The 19,740-nt window shown below is 41.7% G+C and carries 20 protein-coding genes and 1 pseudogene; 10 read left to right on the forward strand and 11 right to left on the reverse strand.

What is annotated here, in order from left to right:
* The first annotated feature begins 155 nt into the window (after window positions 1-155).
* Together B5D59_RS14150 and B5D59_RS14155 are read left to right on the forward strand one after the other, a co-directional pair.
* The gene (locus B5D59_RS14150; RefSeq protein WP_078818393.1) at window positions 156-1,511 is read left to right on the forward strand and encodes an alanine/glycine:cation symporter family protein; all 1,356 of its coding nucleotides are present in this window, start codon (window positions 156-158) and stop codon (window positions 1,509-1,511) included.
* Window positions 1,512-1,594: 83 nt separating this feature from the next.
* Window positions 1,595-1,816, forward strand: a complete 222-nt coding sequence (locus tag B5D59_RS14155; protein ID WP_009498470.1) for a DUF1128 domain-containing protein — start codon at window positions 1,595-1,597, stop codon at window positions 1,814-1,816.
* Window positions 1,817-1,844: 28 nt separating this feature from the next.
* Here B5D59_RS14155 and motB read toward each other — a convergent pair whose 3' ends face one another.
* Together motB and motA are read right to left on the reverse strand one after the other, a co-directional pair.
* Window positions 1,845-2,612: a flagellar motor protein MotB gene (motB, locus tag B5D59_RS14160; protein WP_009498471.1), complete on the reverse strand. Its 768-nt coding sequence runs from the start codon at window positions 2,610-2,612 to the stop codon at window positions 1,845-1,847.
* Window positions 2,596-3,411, reverse strand: a complete 816-nt coding sequence (gene motA / locus B5D59_RS14165) for a flagellar motor stator protein MotA (protein WP_040759806.1) — start codon at window positions 3,409-3,411, stop codon at window positions 2,596-2,598. The genes motB and motA overlap by 17 nt, the downstream gene beginning before the upstream one ends.
* A gap of 185 nt (window positions 3,412-3,596) precedes the next feature.
* On the opposite strand from motA, the gene B5D59_RS14170 reads away from it, so the two are divergent.
* The 3 genes from B5D59_RS14170 to B5D59_RS14175 all read left to right on the forward strand — a co-directional run bounded on the left by B5D59_RS14170 (window position 3,597) and on the right by B5D59_RS14175 (window position 5,760).
* On the forward strand, window positions 3,597-4,829 hold the full coding sequence (locus tag B5D59_RS14170) for an aminopeptidase (RefSeq protein WP_078818394.1): 1,233 nt from the start codon (window positions 3,597-3,599) through the stop codon (window positions 4,827-4,829).
* Window positions 4,830-4,936: 107 nt separating this feature from the next.
* Window positions 4,937-5,077 carry a hypothetical protein gene (locus B5D59_RS18280; RefSeq protein WP_009498474.1) on the forward strand — a complete coding sequence of 47 codons (141 nt, stop codon included), beginning with the start codon at window positions 4,937-4,939 and terminating at the stop codon, window positions 5,075-5,077.
* Window positions 5,078-5,184: 107 nt separating this feature from the next.
* On the forward strand, window positions 5,185-5,760 hold the full coding sequence (locus B5D59_RS14175) for a beta-class carbonic anhydrase (protein WP_009498475.1): 576 nt from the start codon (window positions 5,185-5,187) through the stop codon (window positions 5,758-5,760).
* A 656-nt stretch (window positions 5,761-6,416) separates the two neighbouring features.
* Here the strand turns inward: B5D59_RS14175 and B5D59_RS14185 are convergent.
* Window positions 6,417-6,962 carry a GNAT family N-acetyltransferase gene (locus B5D59_RS14185; protein ID WP_009498477.1) on the reverse strand — a complete coding sequence of 182 codons (546 nt, stop codon included), beginning with the start codon at window positions 6,960-6,962 and terminating at the stop codon, window positions 6,417-6,419.
* Between the two features lie 232 nt (window positions 6,963-7,194).
* On the opposite strand from B5D59_RS14185, the gene B5D59_RS14190 reads away from it, so the two are divergent.
* The 3 genes from B5D59_RS14190 to map all read left to right on the forward strand — a co-directional run bounded on the left by B5D59_RS14190 (window position 7,195) and on the right by map (window position 9,233).
* Complete coding sequence (locus B5D59_RS14190; RefSeq protein ID WP_009498478.1) at window positions 7,195-7,932, forward strand: hypothetical protein; 738 nt, start codon at window positions 7,195-7,197, stop codon at window positions 7,930-7,932.
* A 114-nt stretch (window positions 7,933-8,046) separates the two neighbouring features.
* Window positions 8,047-8,388 carry a magnetosome magnetite crystal formation protein family gene (locus B5D59_RS14195; protein WP_009498479.1) on the forward strand — a complete coding sequence of 114 codons (342 nt, stop codon included), beginning with the start codon at window positions 8,047-8,049 and terminating at the stop codon, window positions 8,386-8,388.
* Between the two features lie 95 nt (window positions 8,389-8,483).
* Complete coding sequence (gene map / locus B5D59_RS14200; protein ID WP_009498480.1) at window positions 8,484-9,233, forward strand: type I methionyl aminopeptidase; 750 nt, start codon at window positions 8,484-8,486, stop codon at window positions 9,231-9,233.
* Between the two features lie 80 nt (window positions 9,234-9,313).
* On the opposite strand, the gene B5D59_RS14205 is transcribed toward map, so the two are convergent.
* Both B5D59_RS14205 and B5D59_RS14210 read right to left on the reverse strand, forming a co-directional pair.
* The gene (locus B5D59_RS14205) at window positions 9,314-10,498 is read right to left on the reverse strand and encodes a DEAD/DEAH box helicase (protein WP_009498481.1); all 1,185 of its coding nucleotides are present in this window, start codon (window positions 10,496-10,498) and stop codon (window positions 9,314-9,316) included.
* 38 nt (window positions 10,499-10,536) lie between these two features.
* Window positions 10,537-11,580, reverse strand: a complete 1,044-nt coding sequence (locus B5D59_RS14210) for a lipid II:glycine glycyltransferase FemX (protein ID WP_009498482.1) — start codon at window positions 11,578-11,580, stop codon at window positions 10,537-10,539.
* 297 nt (window positions 11,581-11,877) lie between these two features.
* Between B5D59_RS14210 and B5D59_RS14215 the strand changes: the two genes are divergently transcribed.
* Entirely contained in the window at window positions 11,878-13,614 is a 1,737-nt protein-coding gene (locus B5D59_RS14215) for a methyl-accepting chemotaxis protein (RefSeq protein WP_078818396.1), read from the forward strand.
* A 220-nt stretch (window positions 13,615-13,834) separates the two neighbouring features.
* On the opposite strand, the gene B5D59_RS14220 is transcribed toward B5D59_RS14215, so the two are convergent.
* The 3 genes from B5D59_RS14220 to B5D59_RS14230 form a co-directional block, all read right to left on the reverse strand.
* Window positions 13,835-15,049, reverse strand: coding sequence for a carboxylate--amine ligase (locus tag B5D59_RS14220; protein ID WP_078818397.1), 1,215 nt, complete (start codon window positions 15,047-15,049; stop codon window positions 13,835-13,837).
* A 75-nt stretch (window positions 15,050-15,124) separates the two neighbouring features.
* Window positions 15,125-15,826 (reverse strand): RluA family pseudouridine synthase, encoded by a 702-nt coding sequence (locus tag B5D59_RS14225; RefSeq protein ID WP_078818398.1) that lies wholly within the window; start codon window positions 15,824-15,826, stop codon window positions 15,125-15,127.
* Complete coding sequence (locus B5D59_RS14230; protein WP_078818399.1) at window positions 15,823-16,290, reverse strand: low molecular weight protein-tyrosine-phosphatase; 468 nt, start codon at window positions 16,288-16,290, stop codon at window positions 15,823-15,825. Before B5D59_RS14230 ends, B5D59_RS14225 begins: the two co-directional genes overlap by 4 nt.
* A 202-nt stretch (window positions 16,291-16,492) precedes the next feature.
* Between B5D59_RS14230 and B5D59_RS14235 the strand changes: the two genes are divergently transcribed.
* Window positions 16,493-16,867, forward strand: a complete 375-nt coding sequence (locus tag B5D59_RS14235) for an SLAP domain-containing protein (protein ID WP_009498487.1) — start codon at window positions 16,493-16,495, stop codon at window positions 16,865-16,867.
* Window positions 16,868-16,924: 57 nt separating this feature from the next.
* Here the strand turns inward: B5D59_RS14235 and B5D59_RS14240 are convergent.
* The 3 genes and pseudogenes from B5D59_RS14240 to B5D59_RS14250 all read right to left on the reverse strand — a co-directional run bounded on the left by B5D59_RS14240 (window position 16,925) and on the right by B5D59_RS14250 (window position 19,024).
* Window positions 16,925-17,395: pseudogene (locus B5D59_RS14240) on the reverse strand (peptide-methionine (S)-S-oxide reductase).
* Window positions 17,396-17,724: 329 nt separating this feature from the next.
* Complete coding sequence (locus tag B5D59_RS14245) at window positions 17,725-18,021, reverse strand: antibiotic biosynthesis monooxygenase family protein (RefSeq protein WP_009498489.1); 297 nt, start codon at window positions 18,019-18,021, stop codon at window positions 17,725-17,727.
* Between the two features lie 286 nt (window positions 18,022-18,307).
* Window positions 18,308-19,024 (reverse strand): YebC/PmpR family DNA-binding transcriptional regulator, encoded by a 717-nt coding sequence (locus B5D59_RS14250; protein WP_009498490.1) that lies wholly within the window; start codon window positions 19,022-19,024, stop codon window positions 18,308-18,310.
* Window positions 19,025-19,740 lie beyond the last annotated feature (716 nt).

Below are 19,740 nucleotides of genomic sequence, written 5' to 3' on the forward strand. Positions count from 1 at the left end.
ATGATTGTGGCACTTTATTGAAAAAAAGCTTGACGAACCGTTCTATTTTTCGGATTATTAACAATAACATAGAACTAATAGAATTCCCTAAAGGGAGTTGATGTGCAACACTTTGAAAATCATAAAAATCTATAGAAACGGATGGAGGGGATGAAATGGAAAAAGTTACAAAATTTTTAACAAGCGCATCAGATCTAATTTGGGGACCCCCGTTGCTTATATTATTGATCGGTACCGGAATATATTTGACGATACGTTTGACCTTTATACAATTGCGATTATTACCTTATTCATTGAAACAAGTATTTTCAAGAAAGCATGATAAGAAAGCAGACGGGGATATCTCACAGTTCCAAGCATTAATGACAGCAATGGCGGCCACAGTTGGAGTCGGAAACATCGTCGGAGTCGCTTCTGCGGTCGTTGCAGGAGGACCAGGAGCTATTTTCTGGATGTGGCTGGCTGGTTTTTTCGGGATGGCGACGAAATATAGTGAAGCCATTCTCGCAGTAAAATATCGTGTGAAGGATTCCAATGGCTTAATGGCCGGCGGACCGATGTATTATTTGGAACACGGATTGAAGCAGAAGTGGCTCGGTGTCCTGTTCGCACTCTTTGGTGCATTGGCCGCTTTTGGTATCGGAAATGGAACACAGTCAAAAGCAGTGGCAGATGTAATGAAAAATACGTTCGATGTGCCACATTATATTACAGGGGCCGCTTTGGTTGCATTTGGTGCACTCGTCATTCTGGGGGGCATCAAGTCGATTGGTCGGGTAACTGCATTTTTCGTGCCTATTATGGCTTTATTCTATTTCATTGCCGGAACGATCGTTATGGTTTTGAATATTGAAGCAGTACCTGCAGCATTCGGTTTGATATTCTCGGATGCGTTTACCGGGCAAGCAGTCGCAGGTGGTGCAATTGGAGCGGTCATCCGTTTTGGTGTCGCGAGAGGTCTTTTCTCTAATGAAGCCGGGCTCGGTTCTGCCCCAATTGCGGCAGCGGCAGCACGTACCGACTATCCTGGACGTCAAGCACTCGTGTCCATGACACAGGTTTTATTCGATACATTGGTTATTTGTTCGATTACAGGTGTTACGATCGTCATGAGTAATAAATGGCAAGACAGTTCCATCGACGCGGGGGCTTTAACAGCTGAAGCTTTTGGTTCCTTTTTAGGAGGAATCGGACCCATCTTAGTATCGATCGGGCTAGTGTTCTTCGCCACTTCAACCATTTTAGGATGGAGTTATTATGGGGAGAAGTGTTTCCAATATCTCGTGCCGAATCGCAAAGCCGTCCTCTTCTATCGAGTAATTTTTGTTGGCTTTATCTATGTTGGCGCAACAGCATCGCTTGATGTAGTATGGGTTTTAGCAGATGTATTGAACGGTTTGATGGCGATTCCGAACTTGATCGGGCTTCTCGGTTTGTCTGGAATTGTTGTGATGGAAACAAGACGGTTTAAAAAGAAAATAGACGAAGAACGAGAAGAACTGCGCAAGTAATTACTCAATGTTCAGTTGACAGTATATCGCTTTCGTGAAATGATGGAAATCATAGATTACAAGGAGAGAAAGGCGGTTTCACTATGGACTTATCTACTCAAACACCAGAGAATATTGCGTATATGATTGAAAAAATTAAAGAAAAACTGCGTATGGTTAATGTCGATGCCATGAAAGCAGATAGTTTCAGTACGGAGCAATATGAAGACTTACACTATATGTACGAGATGGTCATGAAGCGAGAAAATATTACGCCAAATGAAATGCAGGCAATTGCAGCGGAACTTGGTTCTATGCGCAAATAAAAAAGACTCCAATTGGAGTCTTTTTTATTTATTGAGGCGTAACGTTTGTCCCATCTTCTAGTACAAGTGGTTGAATAAGCACTTCGACTCTTCGGTTTTTACTGCGATTTTCTGCCGTATCGTTCGGCACAATTGGTTTATATTCCCCATACCCTTTTGCACTGAAAAGATTCGGGTCCACTTCATTGCTTTCCACGATAATTTTCAAAAATTTGACTGCACGCATAACACTCAGTTCCCAGTTAGATGAATACTGTGCATTGTTGATCGGAATATCATCAGTATGTCCTGTGATGATCACTTGTCGGGGACGATCCAATGTGAGCAACTGTGAAATATCATTTGCCAATCCCATATACTCAGGATTGATTGTTGCTTCGCCAGAATTGAACAATACACTATCGCGAATTGTCAGAAGCAAGCCTTCATTCGTCAGTTCGGTATCAAATTGACTCTCCAATTCATTCACAGCAATATATTCATCTAAATCATCCTGCATCTCACCAAGCGACTGCTGATCTTCCAGATATGATGAATTCTCATTCTGTTCTCCGACCGAATCATCTGGAACCGGAACGTTCGTTGGAGCCGATTCACTCATGATGCCGCTGCCACTTTCGAATATTTCACTGAAAACTGCGGACATCTGCTGAAAACGTCCTTCATCCATAGAACTACTGGCGAAAAGTACGATGAATAACGCCAGTAATAAAGTCAATAAGTCTGAGTAGGGTAGCAGCCAGGATTCACTCATATGTTCCATTTCACGCTTTTTTTTCTTACGTTTCTTCGACAACCTGACCAGCCCCCTTGCCATCATTGCTGTCTGAAGCTAGCTTCTTTCGATCTTCTACTGATAAATAAGATGCAAGTTTTTGCTCAATTACTCGCGGCGCTTCCCCTTCTAATACAGAAAGGATTCCTTCAATGACCATCGTTTTCTGCCGGACTTCTTCTTTCGACTTCCGTACTAACTTATTAGAGAATGGATGCCATAGTACATACCCAGTGAATATCCCCAATAAAGTAGCGATAAACGCTGCAGAAATCGCATAGCCCAACGCTTCAATATTGTTCATATCGCCTAATGCGGCAATCAGTCCAACAACCGCTCCTAGAACACCGAGTGTCGGCGCATATGTCCCTGCCTGTGAAAAGATGAGCGCACCAACAGAGTGACGATCTTGCATAGCCTCCACTTCTTCGCTCAAAACATCTCGAATATAATCGGCGTTTTGTCCATCAATGGCCAAGCCAAGTCCATTTTTCAAAAATGGGTCGTCAATTTCATCCGTTTTCGCTTCTAGTGCCAATAGACCCTCACGTCTTGCTACGTCTGCCCAAGAAGAAAATAAACGAATTAACTCCGCATCAGAGGCAAGCTTTTGCTGAGTGAAAATGATCTTGAAAAGTTTAGGTACTCTTTTTAACTCGCTCATAGGAAAGGCGATCACGACCGCTGCAACAGTTCCTCCGATGATAATCAGGATGGCCGCCATGTTGAACAGCGCATCAGGTGTTACCCCTTTGAGCGTCATCCCGACAAGCAGTGCGACTAAACCTATTACTAATCCTAATACCGTGGATAAATCCATATTAAAAGCCTCCAAATACTGCATTCTTCTTATTATTTCGGTCAATTATCGATGTTCTTTAGGGTAAATGAACGACAATTCGTGATGATTTTGTGGCGTTTCTCGAACCGTCTATTGCTTTATAATTGCGAAAGGCGATCGGCCCTTGATACTATTGACATACTATGTGAAAAGGAGATGTCATGATGGATCATTTTCAAAACCAATTTTCCAATTACGCTGAATTAGCAGTTAAAGTAGGTGTAAATATTCAGAAGGATCAATATCTATTTATTAGTGCTTCCACTGAGATTACTCAATTCGTCAGGTTGATTGTTGAAAAAGCTTATGAAGCAGGAGCTAGGCAAGTATTCGTTGACTGGGTGGATGACGTAGTCACTCGTCTGCGTTACGAAAAAGCACCAGCAGATTCGTTTTCTGACTTTCCTTCTTGGAAAAGGGTGGAGCGTGAAGAGCTTGCTGACAAAGGCGCAGCTTTCATGTCCATCGTTTCGCAAGATCCAGATTTATTGAATGGCATTGAGCCGAATCGCATTCGTGACAATCAAAAAGCTTCCAGCACTGCACTCAGTAAATTTCGACAAGCGATGCAAGCAGATAAATTCAGTTGGACAGTGATCGCGGCAGCTGCTCCTGCATGGGCCGCTAAAGTTTTTCCTGATCACTCAGCTGAGGATCAAGTCCCCGCTTTGTGGGATGCTATTTTGCGCGCGGTGCGGGCAGATCAACCGAATCCTGTTGAAGCTTGGCAACGACACGATGAAAACTTACATGAAAAAGTAGATTACTTGAATGGAAAACATTATCACAAACTACATTATACAGGCCCCGATACAGATTTAACAATAGAATTGCCGGCCAAACATTTATGGTGCGGGGCAGGAAGTATTAATCAACACGGCCATGAATTCATGGCTAATATGCCTACGGAAGAGGTGTTCACCGCTCCTTTGAAAGAGGGTGTAAATGGCTATGTGTCCAGCACGAAGCCACTTAGCTATGCAGGTACAATAATTGACCGTTTTAAAATCACGTTTAAGGATGGTGCAATTACGGATGTTTCTGCTGAACAAGGAGAAGAAATCCTTAAACAGTTAATCGATACCGATGAAGGAGCAAAGTTTCTAGGTGAAGTGGCATTAGTTCCACATGACTCGCCTATTTCCAATTCAAATATTTTATTTTACAATACATTATTTGATGAAAATGCTTCAAACCATTTGGCCATCGGAAGTGCATATGCTTTCTGTTTAGATGGAGGAAAAGAAATGTCTTCCGAACAATTGCAAGCAAACGGTTTGAATCAAAGTTTGACGCATGTGGACTTTATGATTGGTTCTGAAAACATGGATATTGATGGTATTTTGCCGGACGGGACGGTAGAACCCATATTCCGAAAAGGAAACTGGGCTTTCTAAAATTCGTCACATTTTCTTCAAATTTTCATCCAAGCCCTTAAAATCTTGTCTAAAATCGTGTATAATAGGTAAGAGAACAGATCATATATGGAAAGAGGGGCTTACAGATGGGCTTAATGTATACTACAGTTATCGGTTACATGGTTGTTCTTGGATTAGCGTCATTGTTTACAATGCACTTTTTGGCTGGCGCAATGGATTCATCTGACTCAGTGATTATTGATCCAAAACCTGAAACAAAAAACTAATTCGTTCATATCCCGATTCGTTCGGGTCCAGACTTTACATGTCGACTAGAGTTGCCCTACTCGGCAACTCTTTTCTTTTTTATCAAACAGTCCAGGAGGGTTATTAAATGACATCATTATCCGAAATTATGAGTTACAATCAGGCATTCGTAGAAGAGAAGAAATATGAAGAGTTCGCTACCACGAAGTTTCCAAATAAGCGGATCGTCATCTTAACTTGCATGGACACTAGATTAATTGAGCTGCTACCAAAAGCCATGAATCTAAAAAACGGCGATGCCAAAATTATTAAAAGTGCCGGCGCTATCATCACTCATCCATTCGGCGGTCTTATGCGAAGCATTTTAGTCGCAGTTTATGAATTGCAGGCGGATGAAGTATATGTAATCGGCCATCATGATTGCGGCATGAGTTCAATCGATACTTCACATGTCGTGGATAGTATGATCGAACGTGGAATTGATCCCGCCATCTTCAAAACACTGGAGTACTCTGGTATTGATATGGAAGCTTGGCTCCATGGATTCAGCGATGTGACGGAGAGCGTGAAAAAGAGTGTGGATGCCATCAAAAATCATCCATTGATTCCGGAAGACGTCAATGTACACGGTCTCGTTATCGACCCTGCAAATGGCAAGCTCGATGTTATTGAAAACGGCTACGATGTAGTGGAGAAAGCCTAACCCTCCTCTATTTCACCAACACCTAAAGAACCGGCTTCTTCTTTTATAGAAGAGGCCGGTTCTTTTAGGTTACAAACAGAGCAAAAAGTTAGAGAGAGAAGCGAAGAAAACGAATATAGGCTTGCGATCCGGGGATTTGCACTCCAGACGGGGACGCTTTCCGGAGGGCGTGGCTTGAGCCGCTTCCTTCGCTGCGCTCAGTCCAGGGTCTCAAGACTCACGCTGATCCTCCCGGAGTCGCCCCGTCTTCCACGCAAATCCCTAGATAGTGAGCCGTAGCATATTGTGAAATCACTGTATGGAGTACGTGTATTTGTATACTTAGCCAAAAAATTCCCCATCCTTCAGAGAAGTTAAATCGAGCATTTATCTCTTTATGATTGGTGGGTCAACTCACTAACGCTAGGAAAATACGCTAGTTGATCGGAGTGGAAGGCGGCGACTCCAGCGGGATTAGCGCGACAGGTGAGACCCCACAGGAGCGTAGCGACGAGGAGGCTCACCGCACGCCCCGCGGAAAGCGTCCGCCTGGAACGTAAATCAACGGTGCCACTCTCCAATTCTTCCACCCTCATACCGAAAGAACCGGCTCCCTTCTACTCGAAGAGCCGGTTCCTTACTTTTGATATCCATTTCCGCCATGCGGTCTTGCCCTTTCAATAATCACTTTCCAAGATCGTGTACATATAGTGATCTTCCCACACTCCGTTTATAAATAAAAGTTGACGCAGCAAGCCTTCGCGTTGATAACCTGCCTTCTCTAATACTTTCACGGAGCCTGTATTGCGTGGAGATACATAAGCTTCGACCCTATGCAAATTCACTTTTTCAAAAGCAAAGTCATTGATTAGGCGGACTGCTTCCGTACCGATTCCCCGGCCCGTCTCCCTTTGATCGATCGAATAGCCAACAAACCCACTTGAAAACGGCAAGCGCTTAATGCTGTACAAAGAAATCTGCCCGATAATCATGCTTGATTTGGAATCAAAAATTCCGAAATTATATTCTCTTCGGTCCCGCATTTGATAAAGAGATTCACGAATTTTGTCTCGCTGCATGGCTACGGTGTAGTACGTATTGTCGTGCCGCGGTTCGAATTCTGTCCAATACTCTTTATTCGCAATGAGCAGCTGGGTGAACTGATAGGCGTCGTCTTCCGTCAGTATCCGTAAATAACACTGCTCTCCTTCCAGTAATATCATATTCCCCTCATCCTTTTTCTACGAATTCTGTTTCAACCGTATATTCTCTTCAGGTTATGAATGAAATGGAGAATCAATGCTGTATACCTGAATTCATTATTAACTATTATAGTATTTTTCTTCCCTACAAGACAATAGAACGCCATCATTTCGCATTTGTAAAGGAAAATTCATACTTTCTGCTTCAATCATCACAAATTCTCTGTATACTATTCTTCAGGAGGATTTTATCATGCTAAGAATAACTTTGATGGCACTTTCGTTGCTCATCATGATTGGAACTCATATCGCCGCAAACTTGATTCCGCTGAACGGGCTTACAACATGGGAAATCGCCAATCGAGTACCTGTTCTGTTCATGCCGGCAGAATATGTTTTTTCCATCTGGATTGTACTGGATTTATTAATGGTAAGTTGGTTATATTTATTTACTAAAACATCAGCTGGGCAGACTTCGTCGGTTGCCAATCTACGGACTATCTGCTTTAGTGTCAGCTGCTTTTTAAATATAGCATGGTTGTTGTTGTGGCATTATAGCTATTATTATTGGGCAATTATCAGTGTAATTGGTTTATTGATTTGCTTATTGGTTTTCTATTTCAGTTATCCGAAAACGGATGGTATAAACCGCGAACGGTTACCTATCTCCGCCTATACAGGATGGATTTTCATCGCCGTAATCGCCAATACCTACTATGCTTTCAAATTCCATGATTGGTCCGGCTTTGGCTTGAGTGACCCTTTATGGACTGTGTTCTTTTTAAGTCTTGCTACGGCAATTGCATTGCACTTCATGTATCATTATCGTGATTATATGTTTAATCTCATCGTCATTTGGTCTTTTATCGGGATTGCCATCAAGAATGGCACAGATGAATTATTTGTTTCTACAGCAGCCTTATTTCTCTCGGCTGTAATTGCATTCATCTTGATCATGGGGAAACGATTTTCCAAAGCGCAAAATTTGTGACACAGCTGCAAACTCAAACAGCTGTGTTTTTTTGTGTGATGATTTGGCAAAATTGGGTATAGGTTATAGTATGAACTATCATGCTATAGAGGAAAGTATTGGAGGTTACCGCATATGTCAAATACAAAATTACTCTCTTCCCTATGTTACTTCAGCATCTTTTTTGCGCCTCTTTTGCTGCCTGCTATTATATATTTTGTGACAGATGAAGTTGATGTTCGCAATCACGCGAAAAAGTCATTCATTTCTCATATCATTCCCATGTCTTTATTGATTGCCGCCTTTGTCTTACTGTCGTTTTCCGTCCTTTCATTCAACACTCAATCTGGTGCAATGCTAGATGGCAATGTTCTATTCTGGGGGTTCGCTCCATTGATGTTCATCGTCTTATATAGCCTATTGTTTCTTGTCGTGCTCATTTGGAATGTTTTCCAAGGAATAAAAGTACTGAAATAGACAAGTGATTTTGTGGGCAAATCACTAAAAATTCATGAGTAGAGTATGATATAGTATGGATTGTATAATTTGTACGGAAGAAAGGACTTGTGAACATGATTGTAAAAAACGAAGAACAATTGAATGGGTTGCGCGCGATTGGACGGATCGTGGCGGAGATTCGTGAAGCAGTGAAAGAAGCAACTGTGCCTGGTATGACGACAAAAGAATTGGATGAAATAGCAGGTAAATTATTTGCGGAAAAAGGAGCAGTCTCTGCACCTATCGATCAATACGACTTTCCCGGATATACTTGCATCAGCGTTAATCATGAAGTTGCCCACGGCATTCCGGGCAGCTATGTCATTAAAGACGGTGACCTGGTCAATGTAGACGTTTCCGGATCGCGTGATGGCTATTTTGCGGATACTGGCATTTCTTTTGTAGTCGGTACACCCGATGACGCTAAACAAAAGCTATGTGATGTAGCAAAGTCTTCTTTAGAACGAGCTTTGTTGAAAGTGAAGGCAGGATCAAGTCTGAACCAGATCGGAAAAGCAGTGGAGCGAGAAGCAAAGGATCATGGCTTACATGTTATTAAAAATCTTACAGGACACGGAATCGGGACTTCTCTTCATGAAGAACCCCAACATATCCTGAATTATTATGATCCGTGGGATAAAGAACTGCTGAAAGATGGTATGGTACTCGCTGTAGAGCCGTTCATTTCGCAGAAGGCGGAGCATGTGATTGAGCTGGATGATGGCTGGACGTTTGCTACGCCGGATAAATCATTGGTCGCCCAAATTGAACATACGATTATTGTCACGAAAGATGAGCCAATTATCCTGACTAAGCTTGATTGATATTCGAGAGCATTGTGAAACTGCAATGCTCTTTTTTCATAAAAAAGAGCATGCGCGAAATACCGCGATGCTCAGTTTGATTAGTTCTTTTTTTGTTTAGGTTTCGATTTCTTAGTCTTCGGCGCAGCTTTTTTCATTTCTTCAACCGTTTTGGCGTTACCTTCGACTAGATTTCCGCTGTACCAAACTTTCTGTACAGTCTTGATTCCTTTTGTAACCTTACGATAATCCCGCTCTTCTGCATAAGAGAGCAATGTCAGTACTTCACCATCTGCCCCTGCGCGTCCTGTACGTCCTGAACGGTGCAAATATTGCTCCACAGTATGAGGCACATCGACATGGATTACATGTGTCAATCCTTCGATATCCAAGCCACGAGCTGCTAAGTCCGTTGCGATGAGTACACGAATCTTGCCTTCCCTGAAGTCCTCAAGCGTTTTCTGTCGGTCGAACTTCTTCATATCAGAATACAAAACAGCGATTGGTGCATCATTATACAACAACTTTAACTCTTTCATCCGTAACTGATCCACATTGTTCATGAAGGTCAAGGCACGGACTCCAGATAACGCAGAAATTCCGCGCAGAACATCTGTCTTCTTGCGATCATCTACTTTGATGTAGGAATGAACAACATGTCCGCTCTCCGGGATTTCATCTGCATTGACTTGTAAGCGGATCGGATCTTTCATCATCCGTTTGGCAACAAGTTCGATCTCCTCAGTGATTGTAGCGGAGACGACTGCAAGCTGATGTTCAGGATTTGCTGCTTCAATCAAGCTCTTCACCATCACTCTGTATTCGCGCGAAAGTAACTGATCGCCTTCATCGATAACTACATAATGAACATCGTACATCTTCAACTTTCTTTCTTTTACGAGTTCATTCAATCTTCCAGGTGTCCCTACTACAATCGTTGGTTTCTTTTTCAGTTTTTCTATTTGACGCTGCATATTTGCGCCGCCAATTAGCTGGGTAACTGTTACAGAAGTTCCCTCTACTAAATCACGGATCACATTAACAATTTGCATCGACAATTCCTGCGAAGGCGTTATAATTAGTGCTTGTGTCTTTGGCAAATCTCCATTAACCATTTGGATCAAAGGTAAGACATATGCCAATGTCTTACCTGTTCCTGTCGGCGACTCTGCCACGATATCTTTACCAGCCAACATTTCGGGAATCATGAGCGTCTGGATCGGCATGGGCTGCTTAAATTTCCATTTCGTGCGCAAAGATTCATTCAGCTTATCTAAAAAAGTCATTCGGTTCACTCTTTTCTTTAGTTGAGGGGTTCAACCGGTTATTTTTTTTGAAGCTTCTTTTTCATCTTTTGGATTTTAGGCACCACTTTTACAAACATGTTGTAGATGAATGGTTTATATACTTTATCAATTTCTCCAATAAATTCGGTTACTCCATCTTTTTGGCAAAAACTGTTTTTGAAATTATATAATCCGTCCTGTTCGCTATCGAGAACAAATACTCCTCCGAGGTCATACTGTTCGGCTCCGATTTCGAGCCCCCACTTCATCATTTCATAATTCATGAGATAACTGGGATTTAGGTTACGTTTTGTATTGGAACTACCTGCATACAGATAGTATAGCTTGCCGTTATAGTTTATGGTCACAGCGCCAGCCAAATAGTCGTCTTCATGCTTAGCCAAGTAAATCCGCAAGTCATCGAAGGCTTCACGCATTTTCAGAAAGTATTCATATGAACGGATTGAAATTTGATTTCGAACAGACATTTCTTCGTAAATCTCAAAAAACTTCTTTAGATAATCATCACTTCGGGAGTAAGTAACCTCCACCCCGTTGCGTGCTGAACTACGTATTTTACTTCTTGTACGCCCCCGGAATTTCAACATCAAAGAATCTGGATCTTCGTCTGTCAATTTTACAATCATATTATATCGGGGCTGAATCAAATCCTCTTTCCCTGCCCCTTCGTTGCGCACTATGTAACCAGCATTGCGATAGATCTGATCCAATTGTTCTGTAAAGAGTTGTTCAGGATCCATTTTCAGTGCAAATGCTTTGTATTTCTTAGCAATCACATCGGCTTCTTTCAATAACTCTTCTACTAATTGCTTGTCATGCAGATCACAAATCGGACCTCTCGGAGCATATAACAATGAATATCCGCCTGGCACTTTTTTGATCAGCAGTGACATCGCTGCTACAATCTCACCATCACGTTCAACATATACTTGCTCATTTCCCCAATCATCTTTGACATTCGCCCAATTGGGATCCTGGGTAATTGATCTAAAAGGTGAATTTCTTACAAACGTTTCATATCTTCTAACATCTTCTGCTTTGTTTTTATCCAAAATCGGCACTTCCGGAACACTCCTTACGTTACTGCAGCTCCGTACAATTCAAGTTTCAAGCCTATCCAAAAAAGTGTAGATTTTTGAAAGAATGGTACAGCCACAGCTCTATTAAGTGTAGCTTACTGCATTTTTCAAGTCAAGAAACGGGGCGACGAATGAATTGCGAATTGAAACTCAAGCCGAATTCGTTGAAAATTCACATGTCAAATGTTATATGCTATTCCGTTGTTATCCAAAATAGCCTATACTATGAATAAGGGAGAAAAGTTTCATGTTTTTTGTAAAAAAGGGGGGATATACACAATGAAAGGCTCAGTACGCAACAAATTGATAGCGCTTGCAGCTTTAGTTATTTTGATTCCATTAATTGTAGTCGGAATCGTCAACTACTTTGTTGCAAAGTCGGAATTAGAAAAAGTCGGTGAAATGGGGCTCCAAAACGGTACATATGCTGTACTTGATTTAATTGACGAGTTGAATGTACAGGTAGAAAATGGAGCGCTCACTTTGCAAGAAGCACAGGACCGAGCAAAAATAAAAATTATGGGAGCCCCCTTGGATGAAGGCGGAACGCGCTCTTTAGATAATCCAGCAAAATACGGCGAGAACTTCTACTTTTACGTAGTGGATGAAGAAGGTACTTTGCTTGTCCATCCGCAAAAGGAAGGTGAAAGTCTGTATGAATCTAAAACGAAAGACGGCCGGTACTTCATTCGCGAAGTCATTGCTGAAGCAAAAAGCGGAGGCGGGTATGTACAATACGATTGGCCGTTACCTACCAACTTGAATGTTGAAGCACCGAAAATCACATATAGCCTACAGGATCCTCACTGGGGGTGGATTGTGGCGGCTGGTACTTATATAGTGGACTTTAACGCAGGCGCGAAAAATGTTCTTTGGTACACATTAATCTCTGTCGTTATTTCTGTCATCGTCGGTATTGCTTTGTTCTCTATCTTCTCAGGTCGCCTGACATCATACATTAAGAATATCCGCTTAATCACCGCTGAAATAGCAGAAGGTAAGCTGACAGGTTTGGATATTCCTATCCGTTCTCGTGACGAGTTAGGTCATCTGGCTGAAAATGTGAATGAAATGAAAAACAGTTTAAACGAAATGGTCGGTCACACTAGATTATCCTCAGAGCGCATGAAGGAATCTTCCGAAACGCTCAGTGCTATCACCGAGGAAACGACAGCATCTGCAGATGAGATCCACAGCGCGATTAATGAAGTCTCTTCAGGAGCAGTGATGCAAGCGGAAGAAGCGGAAGTCGCCATTACGAAAGTCGATCATTTATCTGCACTTATTTCCAATGCGACTGAACAATACGAACACGTCGTCAAAGAGATGCACAACATTAACAGTTTGCAAAATTCCGGAATGGAAAAGGCAGTAAACTTAGAAGAAAATTCTCAAACCTTCAATGTAGTTATCCATGATCTGCAAGGTAACTTCTCACAACTGATGTCGAGAATGAACGAAATCCAGACGATTGTCCAGACGATTTCTTCCATCTCTGAGCAAACGAATTTACTCGCACTGAACGCCAGTATTGAGGCTGCACGTGCAGGTGAACACGGTAAAGGGTTCGCTGTTGTCGCAAATGAAGTCCGTCAATTATCGGAAGACACAAATGAAGCGACCACAAGAGTGCGTGATTTGTTAGTGCACATCCGAAAAGACACAACATCTGCTGAAAATCAAATGAAATACACACTCGATCTATCGAGTAATCAAACAGACACGATTCAAGAAACCAAAAGTGCGTTTGAACAATTATCGGATTCCATTAATAATATTACGAATTTGCTCCGAACAATGGAAAATGATATGAACAATATGGATGAAAATCGACAAAGCGTTGTACAGGCAATTAACCAAATCGCTTCCGTTGCCGCCGAATCCGCAGCTGCAACAGAAGAAGTCAACGCATCAATCGACGAACAGAAAGCCGCCATCAACACTATCATGCACGCCTCACTCGATCTACACACCGAAGCCGAGAAAATGCATGATCTTGTTGATAGATTTAGCTAATGAAATAAAACATGGCTGTTCTGAAAGTCCAAACGCTTTCAGTAACAGCTTTTTTTTCATGATTGGCAAGAAATGCAGAGGTACGCGCCAAAGCACTCTTGGACCGAACCAAACCAGCCAGATACTGCACTTTTCTCTCCCCCGCTGATCAGGCCAGTTTTCTCATACAAAAAGCCCTAGAAGTCAGGTGGAATCGACTTCTAGGGCAGATTTTTCTTATTTAATCTTTTGAATTCTTATATTTCTTATAATAATTAATCTGTCTCATCAACAAATACAACTTCCGCTTCATATGCCGATCTTTTTTATAAAACAACGGGTTCCCATACTTCCCTGCTCTGATCAATGAACTGATTTCCTTTTGTATAGAAGGATCATCAACAAACTTGTTCAAAACCGCTTTTGGCACAACAGTAAACAAGAAATGTTCGTCCAAATAAGTCAATGGCTTTTCGATACCATAAACTAAATCATCCACCAAATACTTCGCCATGTTCTGTCCGCATTGTGTAATATAATAGCTTGAACGTCCTTGACGAATATTCACTTCAAATACTTTAAACTTGCCATCGCGTTCATCATACTTCAAGTCAAAGTTCCCATATCCTACATAGCCGACCGCTTCCAGGAATTTTGCCAGCTTCGTCATCATTTCTTCATGATAACGTGTGATCAATGCCGTATAGTTTCCAATCGCTGTCATCGCACGCTCTTGCAACACGACTTGAGCAAACGTGATCAGCTGCGGTTTACCATGTTGATCAGCATAATAGACCGCGTCCCACATATACGTATCATCTCCGGGAATGAAATCTTGGATGATCAAGTCTTCCGTATAGCCACTTGCTTTCACCATCTGGATAATGCGGTTGATTTCCTCATATGTATCGACCTTATAAATTTTCTGAAGTCCTTCAAACGGATGGCGGTAATATTGCACTCCGTCACTCGGCTTGATAATGACTGGAAACAACACCCGCTCCGTAAACGGTTCATCCGATCGACACGAATGGAAATACGTAGAAGGCGTATCGATACCATGTTCCGCACATAACTCATAGAAGTTTTTCTTAATATACACCGCGTTCATAATCTCTTCGTCGATGTAATTAAACAAGAAATCCTCTTGTAATGCTTCTCGCTGTTCAATGATCAGACGCACATATAAATCATCCGTACCGACTAGCACAAGCTTTTGATCAGCTGTACGGTACTTCTTTGCCACTTCACGCAAAAATTGGACGAATATTTTTGGATCATGCAAGCCTGGATGCAGTTCTTGGATATCGGTAATCGTACTATAACTTGTGAAAGGCAATGGTTCTCTTCCGACAATGACCGATTTGATCTGATATTCTTCATGAAATGAAATCGCCATATTATAGGCGTTAATATTCGTTCCGACAATAATCGGAATAAAGGGATGCTTGCTCATAAATTCCTCCAGCAGACGTTTTTCCACTTAAGTGTAGATGCCCTGAATTCGTAAGTCAAGAAACTGCTGTAACAACTAACCATAAGTTTGGTAAACTTGGTCTCGGTCATTCCAAAGTTCCCACGGATAAAGGTTAGGAGGTTTCGAGACAAAACGCAGAGTTTCTTTCGTTGTTGGATGTGCAAATTCCAGCGTATGTGCCCATAACGCAATTTGCTCACCAGGTTTGTTAACCCTACTTCCATACTTTTGATCTCCAAACAATGGAAAACCTTCTGTCGCCATTTGGACACGGATCTGATGGGAACGGCCAGTATGAAGACGGACATTCAATATACTTTTATTCGACTCTTTCCCAAGCAAATGATAATCTAAGCTCGCGGCTTTCGCTTCAGGATAATTTCGATCAACACTGAAGACTTGATTTTTTTGACGATCTTTAAAGAGGAAATGACGGAGTGTTGCCTGTTTTTTCTTCGGTACTCCATGAACGACCGCCAAATACTGCCGATCAATCGTTCCTCTGCGTAATTGATCGGATAAACGAGACGCCGCCTTTGATGTCTTCGCAAATACCATCACCCCACCAACTGGACGATCCAGTCGATGCACCAGTCCTAGATAAACATTTCCAGGTTTCTGATACCGCCTTTTAATGTCTTTCTTGAGAGTAGATAGTACGTCTACATCCCCGCTGCGGTCTTCTTGCACAGGGATATTGACCGGCTTTTCAACCACTAATAAATGATTGTCTTCATATAAAATCGGTATATTCATTTTAAAAGTTCCTCTTTCTTGATAAGGTCCAATAACGCTTGGCAGCCTTCAAGTACCAAGTCATAGGTTTCTTGGAAATCACCTGTAAAATAAGGATCCGGTACATCTTTTTGATGACTTGTTAAATCCAAAAAACGAATGATGCGCTGATGATCTGTGTCTCCGAATCGACCACGAATGTTCGTTATATTCTCAGTATCCATTCCGATAATATAATCAAAAGCCTCTGCATCTTCTATGGTTAATTGACGACCTGCCATTCCTTCCGCAGATACCTCGTATTCCTTCAACTTTGATAATGTTCGTTTATGCGGCGGCTTTCCGATATGCCAATCACTTGTGCCTGCGGAATCTACTTCAATTTGATCCGCCAGCTGTTCATCGTGCACCATTTTACGAAAAACTCCTTCAGCCATGGGAGAACGACAAATATTCCCCAAACAGACAAATAAAACTCGAATCATGAACCTCTCTCCTTTAGTATTTATGTTAATCAATATGTATCTAGTATACATCATTCACAAAGAGCATTCAGCGCCACACTGCTAGAAGGAACTTAGTCTCAGTTCACTTCGTCTAAAGTAATAGAATTTAGCTCTATACGGTAAATATAGGAATAAAATCTCGATATTCGAGAATAACTATGAAATAAAGGGGGTCTGCACTATGCAGGTGGTATTTGAGGAAACTTGGGAGGACACATTATCCGATCAACAAAAACAAGCATTTATCCATCAATACAAGACAAAGAAACCGGTACACAAAGGGTTTACCGCGAGCCCTATTCTTATGAAACGAAAACGAGACGGCGGTTTCGTCGCAACGGTCTTTTTACAAAATAATCGTTCGAGCCTGCTTTCCATTCGCGAAGTAACAGCCACTGTACTGAATGAACAAGAAGAGGTAATTGCACAGGATAAGTTTGTTCTTACATTGGACGTTCCTCCATACACCGCGACGCCTTGGTCATTTGTGTTTTCGCCTGAAAACGTCCAGAGCGTAGACGAGCCATCTGATTCTTGGCGATTGTTGGTTAAATAAAAAGGACCTGTTGTTTACAGTCCTTTACTTTAGCTTGTCATCTTTTCCTGATCCCACTTACTTATATTTACGTAAGATTTCTTCTGGAATATGACAATAATCATTTGGATATCTAGCCAATCTGTCTTGATGTTCTTCTGCACTTCTCACATAATTTGTAAAAGATAATACTTCAACAACTATCAGGTCATAATCGTTTCTCTCACTAAGGAATGCCTGCGCCTCCTTTAAGTGTTCAGGCTTTTCACTATATACCCCTGTTCTATACTTCTCGCCAACATCCTGCCCTTGTTTATTCAAACTGTATGGATCAATAATCTCGAATAAATAACCCATTAATTCCCTGATCGTTACGATTGTCGGATCAAATCCTGTCTATACACATTCGGCGTACCCATCGTAATCATCCGCAAGTGTATGACTTGTTCCATTAACTCTTCCTGCTTCCGTAAACATAACTCCAGGTAAAGTTTTTACAAAAGCCTGTACTCCCCATAAACATCCACCTGCAATATATACTACTTCCATATTGACTCCCCTTTTGTTTTTCTAAAAATCCATTCCGAGTAACTGGTTTATCATAAACAATCTGTTCTTGTTAGTATGCCTAATGAGCAGTTTAGGAACGCTTCGGCACCAGAGGATTACCTTACACTGCGAGCCAACACGTATGCCGTATTTTGGTAAGGTTCCAAAATCAATGCAAATCGAAGCTTTCATCAAAAAGCATTTGTAAGAGTGAAAATCAGCATAATCTATACTAAAATTACAAATAAACCATGTATCATTTTGTATGTCCCCTATCTAGCCTGTTCCGCAAAATGTATCGTTTGCGGTGTTAAAATTAAAAACATCTATTACGAAAGATCAACCTTTTGAAAGTGTTCAACTATTGGGAAAGGATTATAAAAATGATGTAAAAGACTTTTCCACTCTTGGTATTCCGATGATTGTCGGAAACCAATTGTATGGTCCTCCAAACTCTCCCAGTTTACTAACAGCAAATATTTTCCTTTCGCTTCAATACAGCAATTCAATTCGTGAGATATGTAACCTTTCCTTGAAGATATGATATGTGACGCTTTATGGAAAGACGCTTCAAATTCCAATTCCATTCCTTCTCTTACCTGTAGCATTGCGGCTTCTAGAATCATAGTGAACCTCCTAATTTTATTTTTATTGCACTCTGGCTCTTTTGTCGGAATATTGAATTCCTTTATTCACTTTACAAATTATATCAGTTCTATTGAAAAAAAACTTTAAAATATAAATTTCCCGTCAATCCACTCATTAGCTAAGACTTTAAACAAATAAAAATAGCATCGCTAAGCACGATGCTATTTAATATTTAAATCATGTCATAACTTCTATTTAAAACTGTATTACTTCCTTTATGCACGATACAACTGAATAAATTACAACTTGGGGACAGCTTCTTAATTATGCTAAATCCACATTGTGATGAACTTGCTGAACATCTTCCAAATCGTCCAGTGCATCAATCATTTTCTCAAACTGTGCCTGTGCTTCTTCATCCAATGAAATTTCATTTTGCGCAAGCATGGTCAATTCCGCTACGGTGAAGTCCGTAACGCCTGCTTGTTTAAAGGCTTCCTGTACTTCGTGGAACTGTGAAGGTTCTGCATAAACTAGTACTTGATCGTCATGAACTTCAATATCCCGAACATCGACATCTGCTTCAAGTAATAATTCCAATACATCGTCTGCCGTCTTTCCTTCGACCCCGATTATAGCTGACGGATCGAACATGTACGCAACTGAACCGCTGACACCCATATTGCCGCCATTTTTACCAAAGGCAGCCCGCACTTCTGAAGCTGTCCGGTTAACGTTGTTTGTCAACGCATCGACGATAACCATCGAGCCATTGACCCCAAAGCCTTCGTAGCGAAGTTCGTCAAAGTTTTCATCGCCGCCGCCTTTCGCTTTTTCAATTGCACGGTCTATAATCGCTTTCGGGACACTATATGTTTTGGCGCGTTCCAATACAAACTTTAGCGCTTGGTTAGATTCAGGATTTGGATCCCCAGATTTCGCCGCTACATAAATTTCACGGCCAAACTTTGCATAGATTCTACTTGTGTTCGCATCTTTAGACGCTTTCTTTTCTTTGATATTATTCCATTTACGGCCCATTCGGTGCACACTCTTTCCTATAGTTAAAATGGTTTACTTCTATCTTTTAGTATACCAATTGAGATTTGACATGAAAAGTAAAAAACTTTAAATGCTTGATTTGTTGTTTCATCGCATGACCTTTAAGTGTGTCCCGGACAGGGTACGTTTTGTGCTTTGACAACGCTTCGCTGGTGTGATGAAGCTAATTAAAACTAAGAAAGCTCCGGCACCTGGTTCAGTAGTCAGAAGCCAATGAGCGAAAATATATATCCGGGGCTTTCACTTACTCAACGCAGGCGCCTTACAAGCGGTAGGCGGAGTGAGGAGACAGACAGGTGCACTTCCTGACTGGCTCATCGCGGGAGCCATCCGCAAGCGCCGAAGTGGTTTCAATGACTTTAGTTATTTTTGTCCCGACGCTCGAATGACAATAGGTCCAATACAAAGTACGTGTTGTGCTTTGACAACGCTTCGCCGCTGGGGGATTGCCTCCCGCCAAGAGCCAACTAGCAAAGGGCGCTAGCTGTCTCTTGGCTTCGGCCGACCCCGCAGTTGCGGCTTCGCTGGTTTGGTGAAAGCAAGGGGCGTAGTGTTTAAAATATTGATGCTCCAGTATCCTATTCATAGGCTGAAGTCGGTTTACAAGAAAAAGTTACCTATTGGTTCTACTTGCTAAACGTAGTCGCCTTACAAGCGGTAGGTGGAGTGAGGAGACAGACAGGTGCATTTCCTGA

This window comes from Sporosarcina newyorkensis (genome assembly GCF_900167515.1).
In the GTDB taxonomy this organism is placed as follows: Bacteria; Bacillota; Bacilli; order Bacillales_A; family Planococcaceae; genus Sporosarcina; species Sporosarcina newyorkensis.

Excerpts from the sequence above, each read along its gene's own strand:
- B5D59_RS14150 (WP_078818393.1), top strand. The coding sequence starts at position 156 with ATGGAAAAAGTTACAAAATTTTTAACAAGCGCATCAGATCTAATTTGG.
- B5D59_RS14155 (WP_009498470.1), top strand. The coding sequence starts at position 1,595 with ATGGACTTATCTACTCAAACACCAGAGAATATTGCGTATATGATTGAA.
- motA (WP_040759806.1), bottom strand. The coding sequence starts at position 3,411 with ATGGATTTATCCACGGTATTAGGATTAGTAATAGGTTTAGTCGCACTG.
- B5D59_RS14170 (WP_078818394.1), top strand. The coding sequence starts at position 3,597 with ATGGATCATTTTCAAAACCAATTTTCCAATTACGCTGAATTAGCAGTT.
- B5D59_RS18280 (WP_009498474.1), top strand. The coding sequence starts at position 4,937 with ATGGGCTTAATGTATACTACAGTTATCGGTTACATGGTTGTTCTTGGA.
- B5D59_RS14175 (WP_009498475.1), top strand. The coding sequence starts at position 5,185 with ATGACATCATTATCCGAAATTATGAGTTACAATCAGGCATTCGTAGAA.
- B5D59_RS14185 (WP_009498477.1), bottom strand. The coding sequence starts at position 6,962 with ATGATATTACTGGAAGGAGAGCAGTGTTATTTACGGATACTGACGGAA.
- B5D59_RS14190 (WP_009498478.1), top strand. The coding sequence starts at position 7,195 with ATGCTAAGAATAACTTTGATGGCACTTTCGTTGCTCATCATGATTGGA.
- B5D59_RS14195 (WP_009498479.1), top strand. The coding sequence starts at position 8,047 with ATGTCAAATACAAAATTACTCTCTTCCCTATGTTACTTCAGCATCTTT.
- map (WP_009498480.1), top strand. The coding sequence starts at position 8,484 with ATGATTGTAAAAAACGAAGAACAATTGAATGGGTTGCGCGCGATTGGA.
- B5D59_RS14205 (WP_009498481.1), bottom strand. The coding sequence starts at position 10,498 with ATGACTTTTTTAGATAAGCTGAATGAATCTTTGCGCACGAAATGGAAA.
- B5D59_RS14215 (WP_078818396.1), top strand. The coding sequence starts at position 11,878 with ATGAAAGGCTCAGTACGCAACAAATTGATAGCGCTTGCAGCTTTAGTT.
- B5D59_RS14220 (WP_078818397.1), bottom strand. The coding sequence starts at position 15,049 with ATGAGCAAGCATCCCTTTATTCCGATTATTGTCGGAACGAATATTAAC.
- B5D59_RS14225 (WP_078818398.1), bottom strand. The coding sequence starts at position 15,826 with ATGAATATACCGATTTTATATGAAGACAATCATTTATTAGTGGTTGAA.
- B5D59_RS14230 (WP_078818399.1), bottom strand. The coding sequence starts at position 16,290 with ATGATTCGAGTTTTATTTGTCTGTTTGGGGAATATTTGTCGTTCTCCC.
- B5D59_RS14235 (WP_009498487.1), top strand. The coding sequence starts at position 16,493 with ATGCAGGTGGTATTTGAGGAAACTTGGGAGGACACATTATCCGATCAA.
- B5D59_RS14245 (WP_009498489.1), bottom strand. The coding sequence starts at position 18,021 with ATGATTCTAGAAGCCGCAATGCTACAGGTAAGAGAAGGAATGGAATTG.
- B5D59_RS14250 (WP_009498490.1), bottom strand. The coding sequence starts at position 19,024 with ATGGGCCGTAAATGGAATAATATCAAAGAAAAGAAAGCGTCTAAAGAT.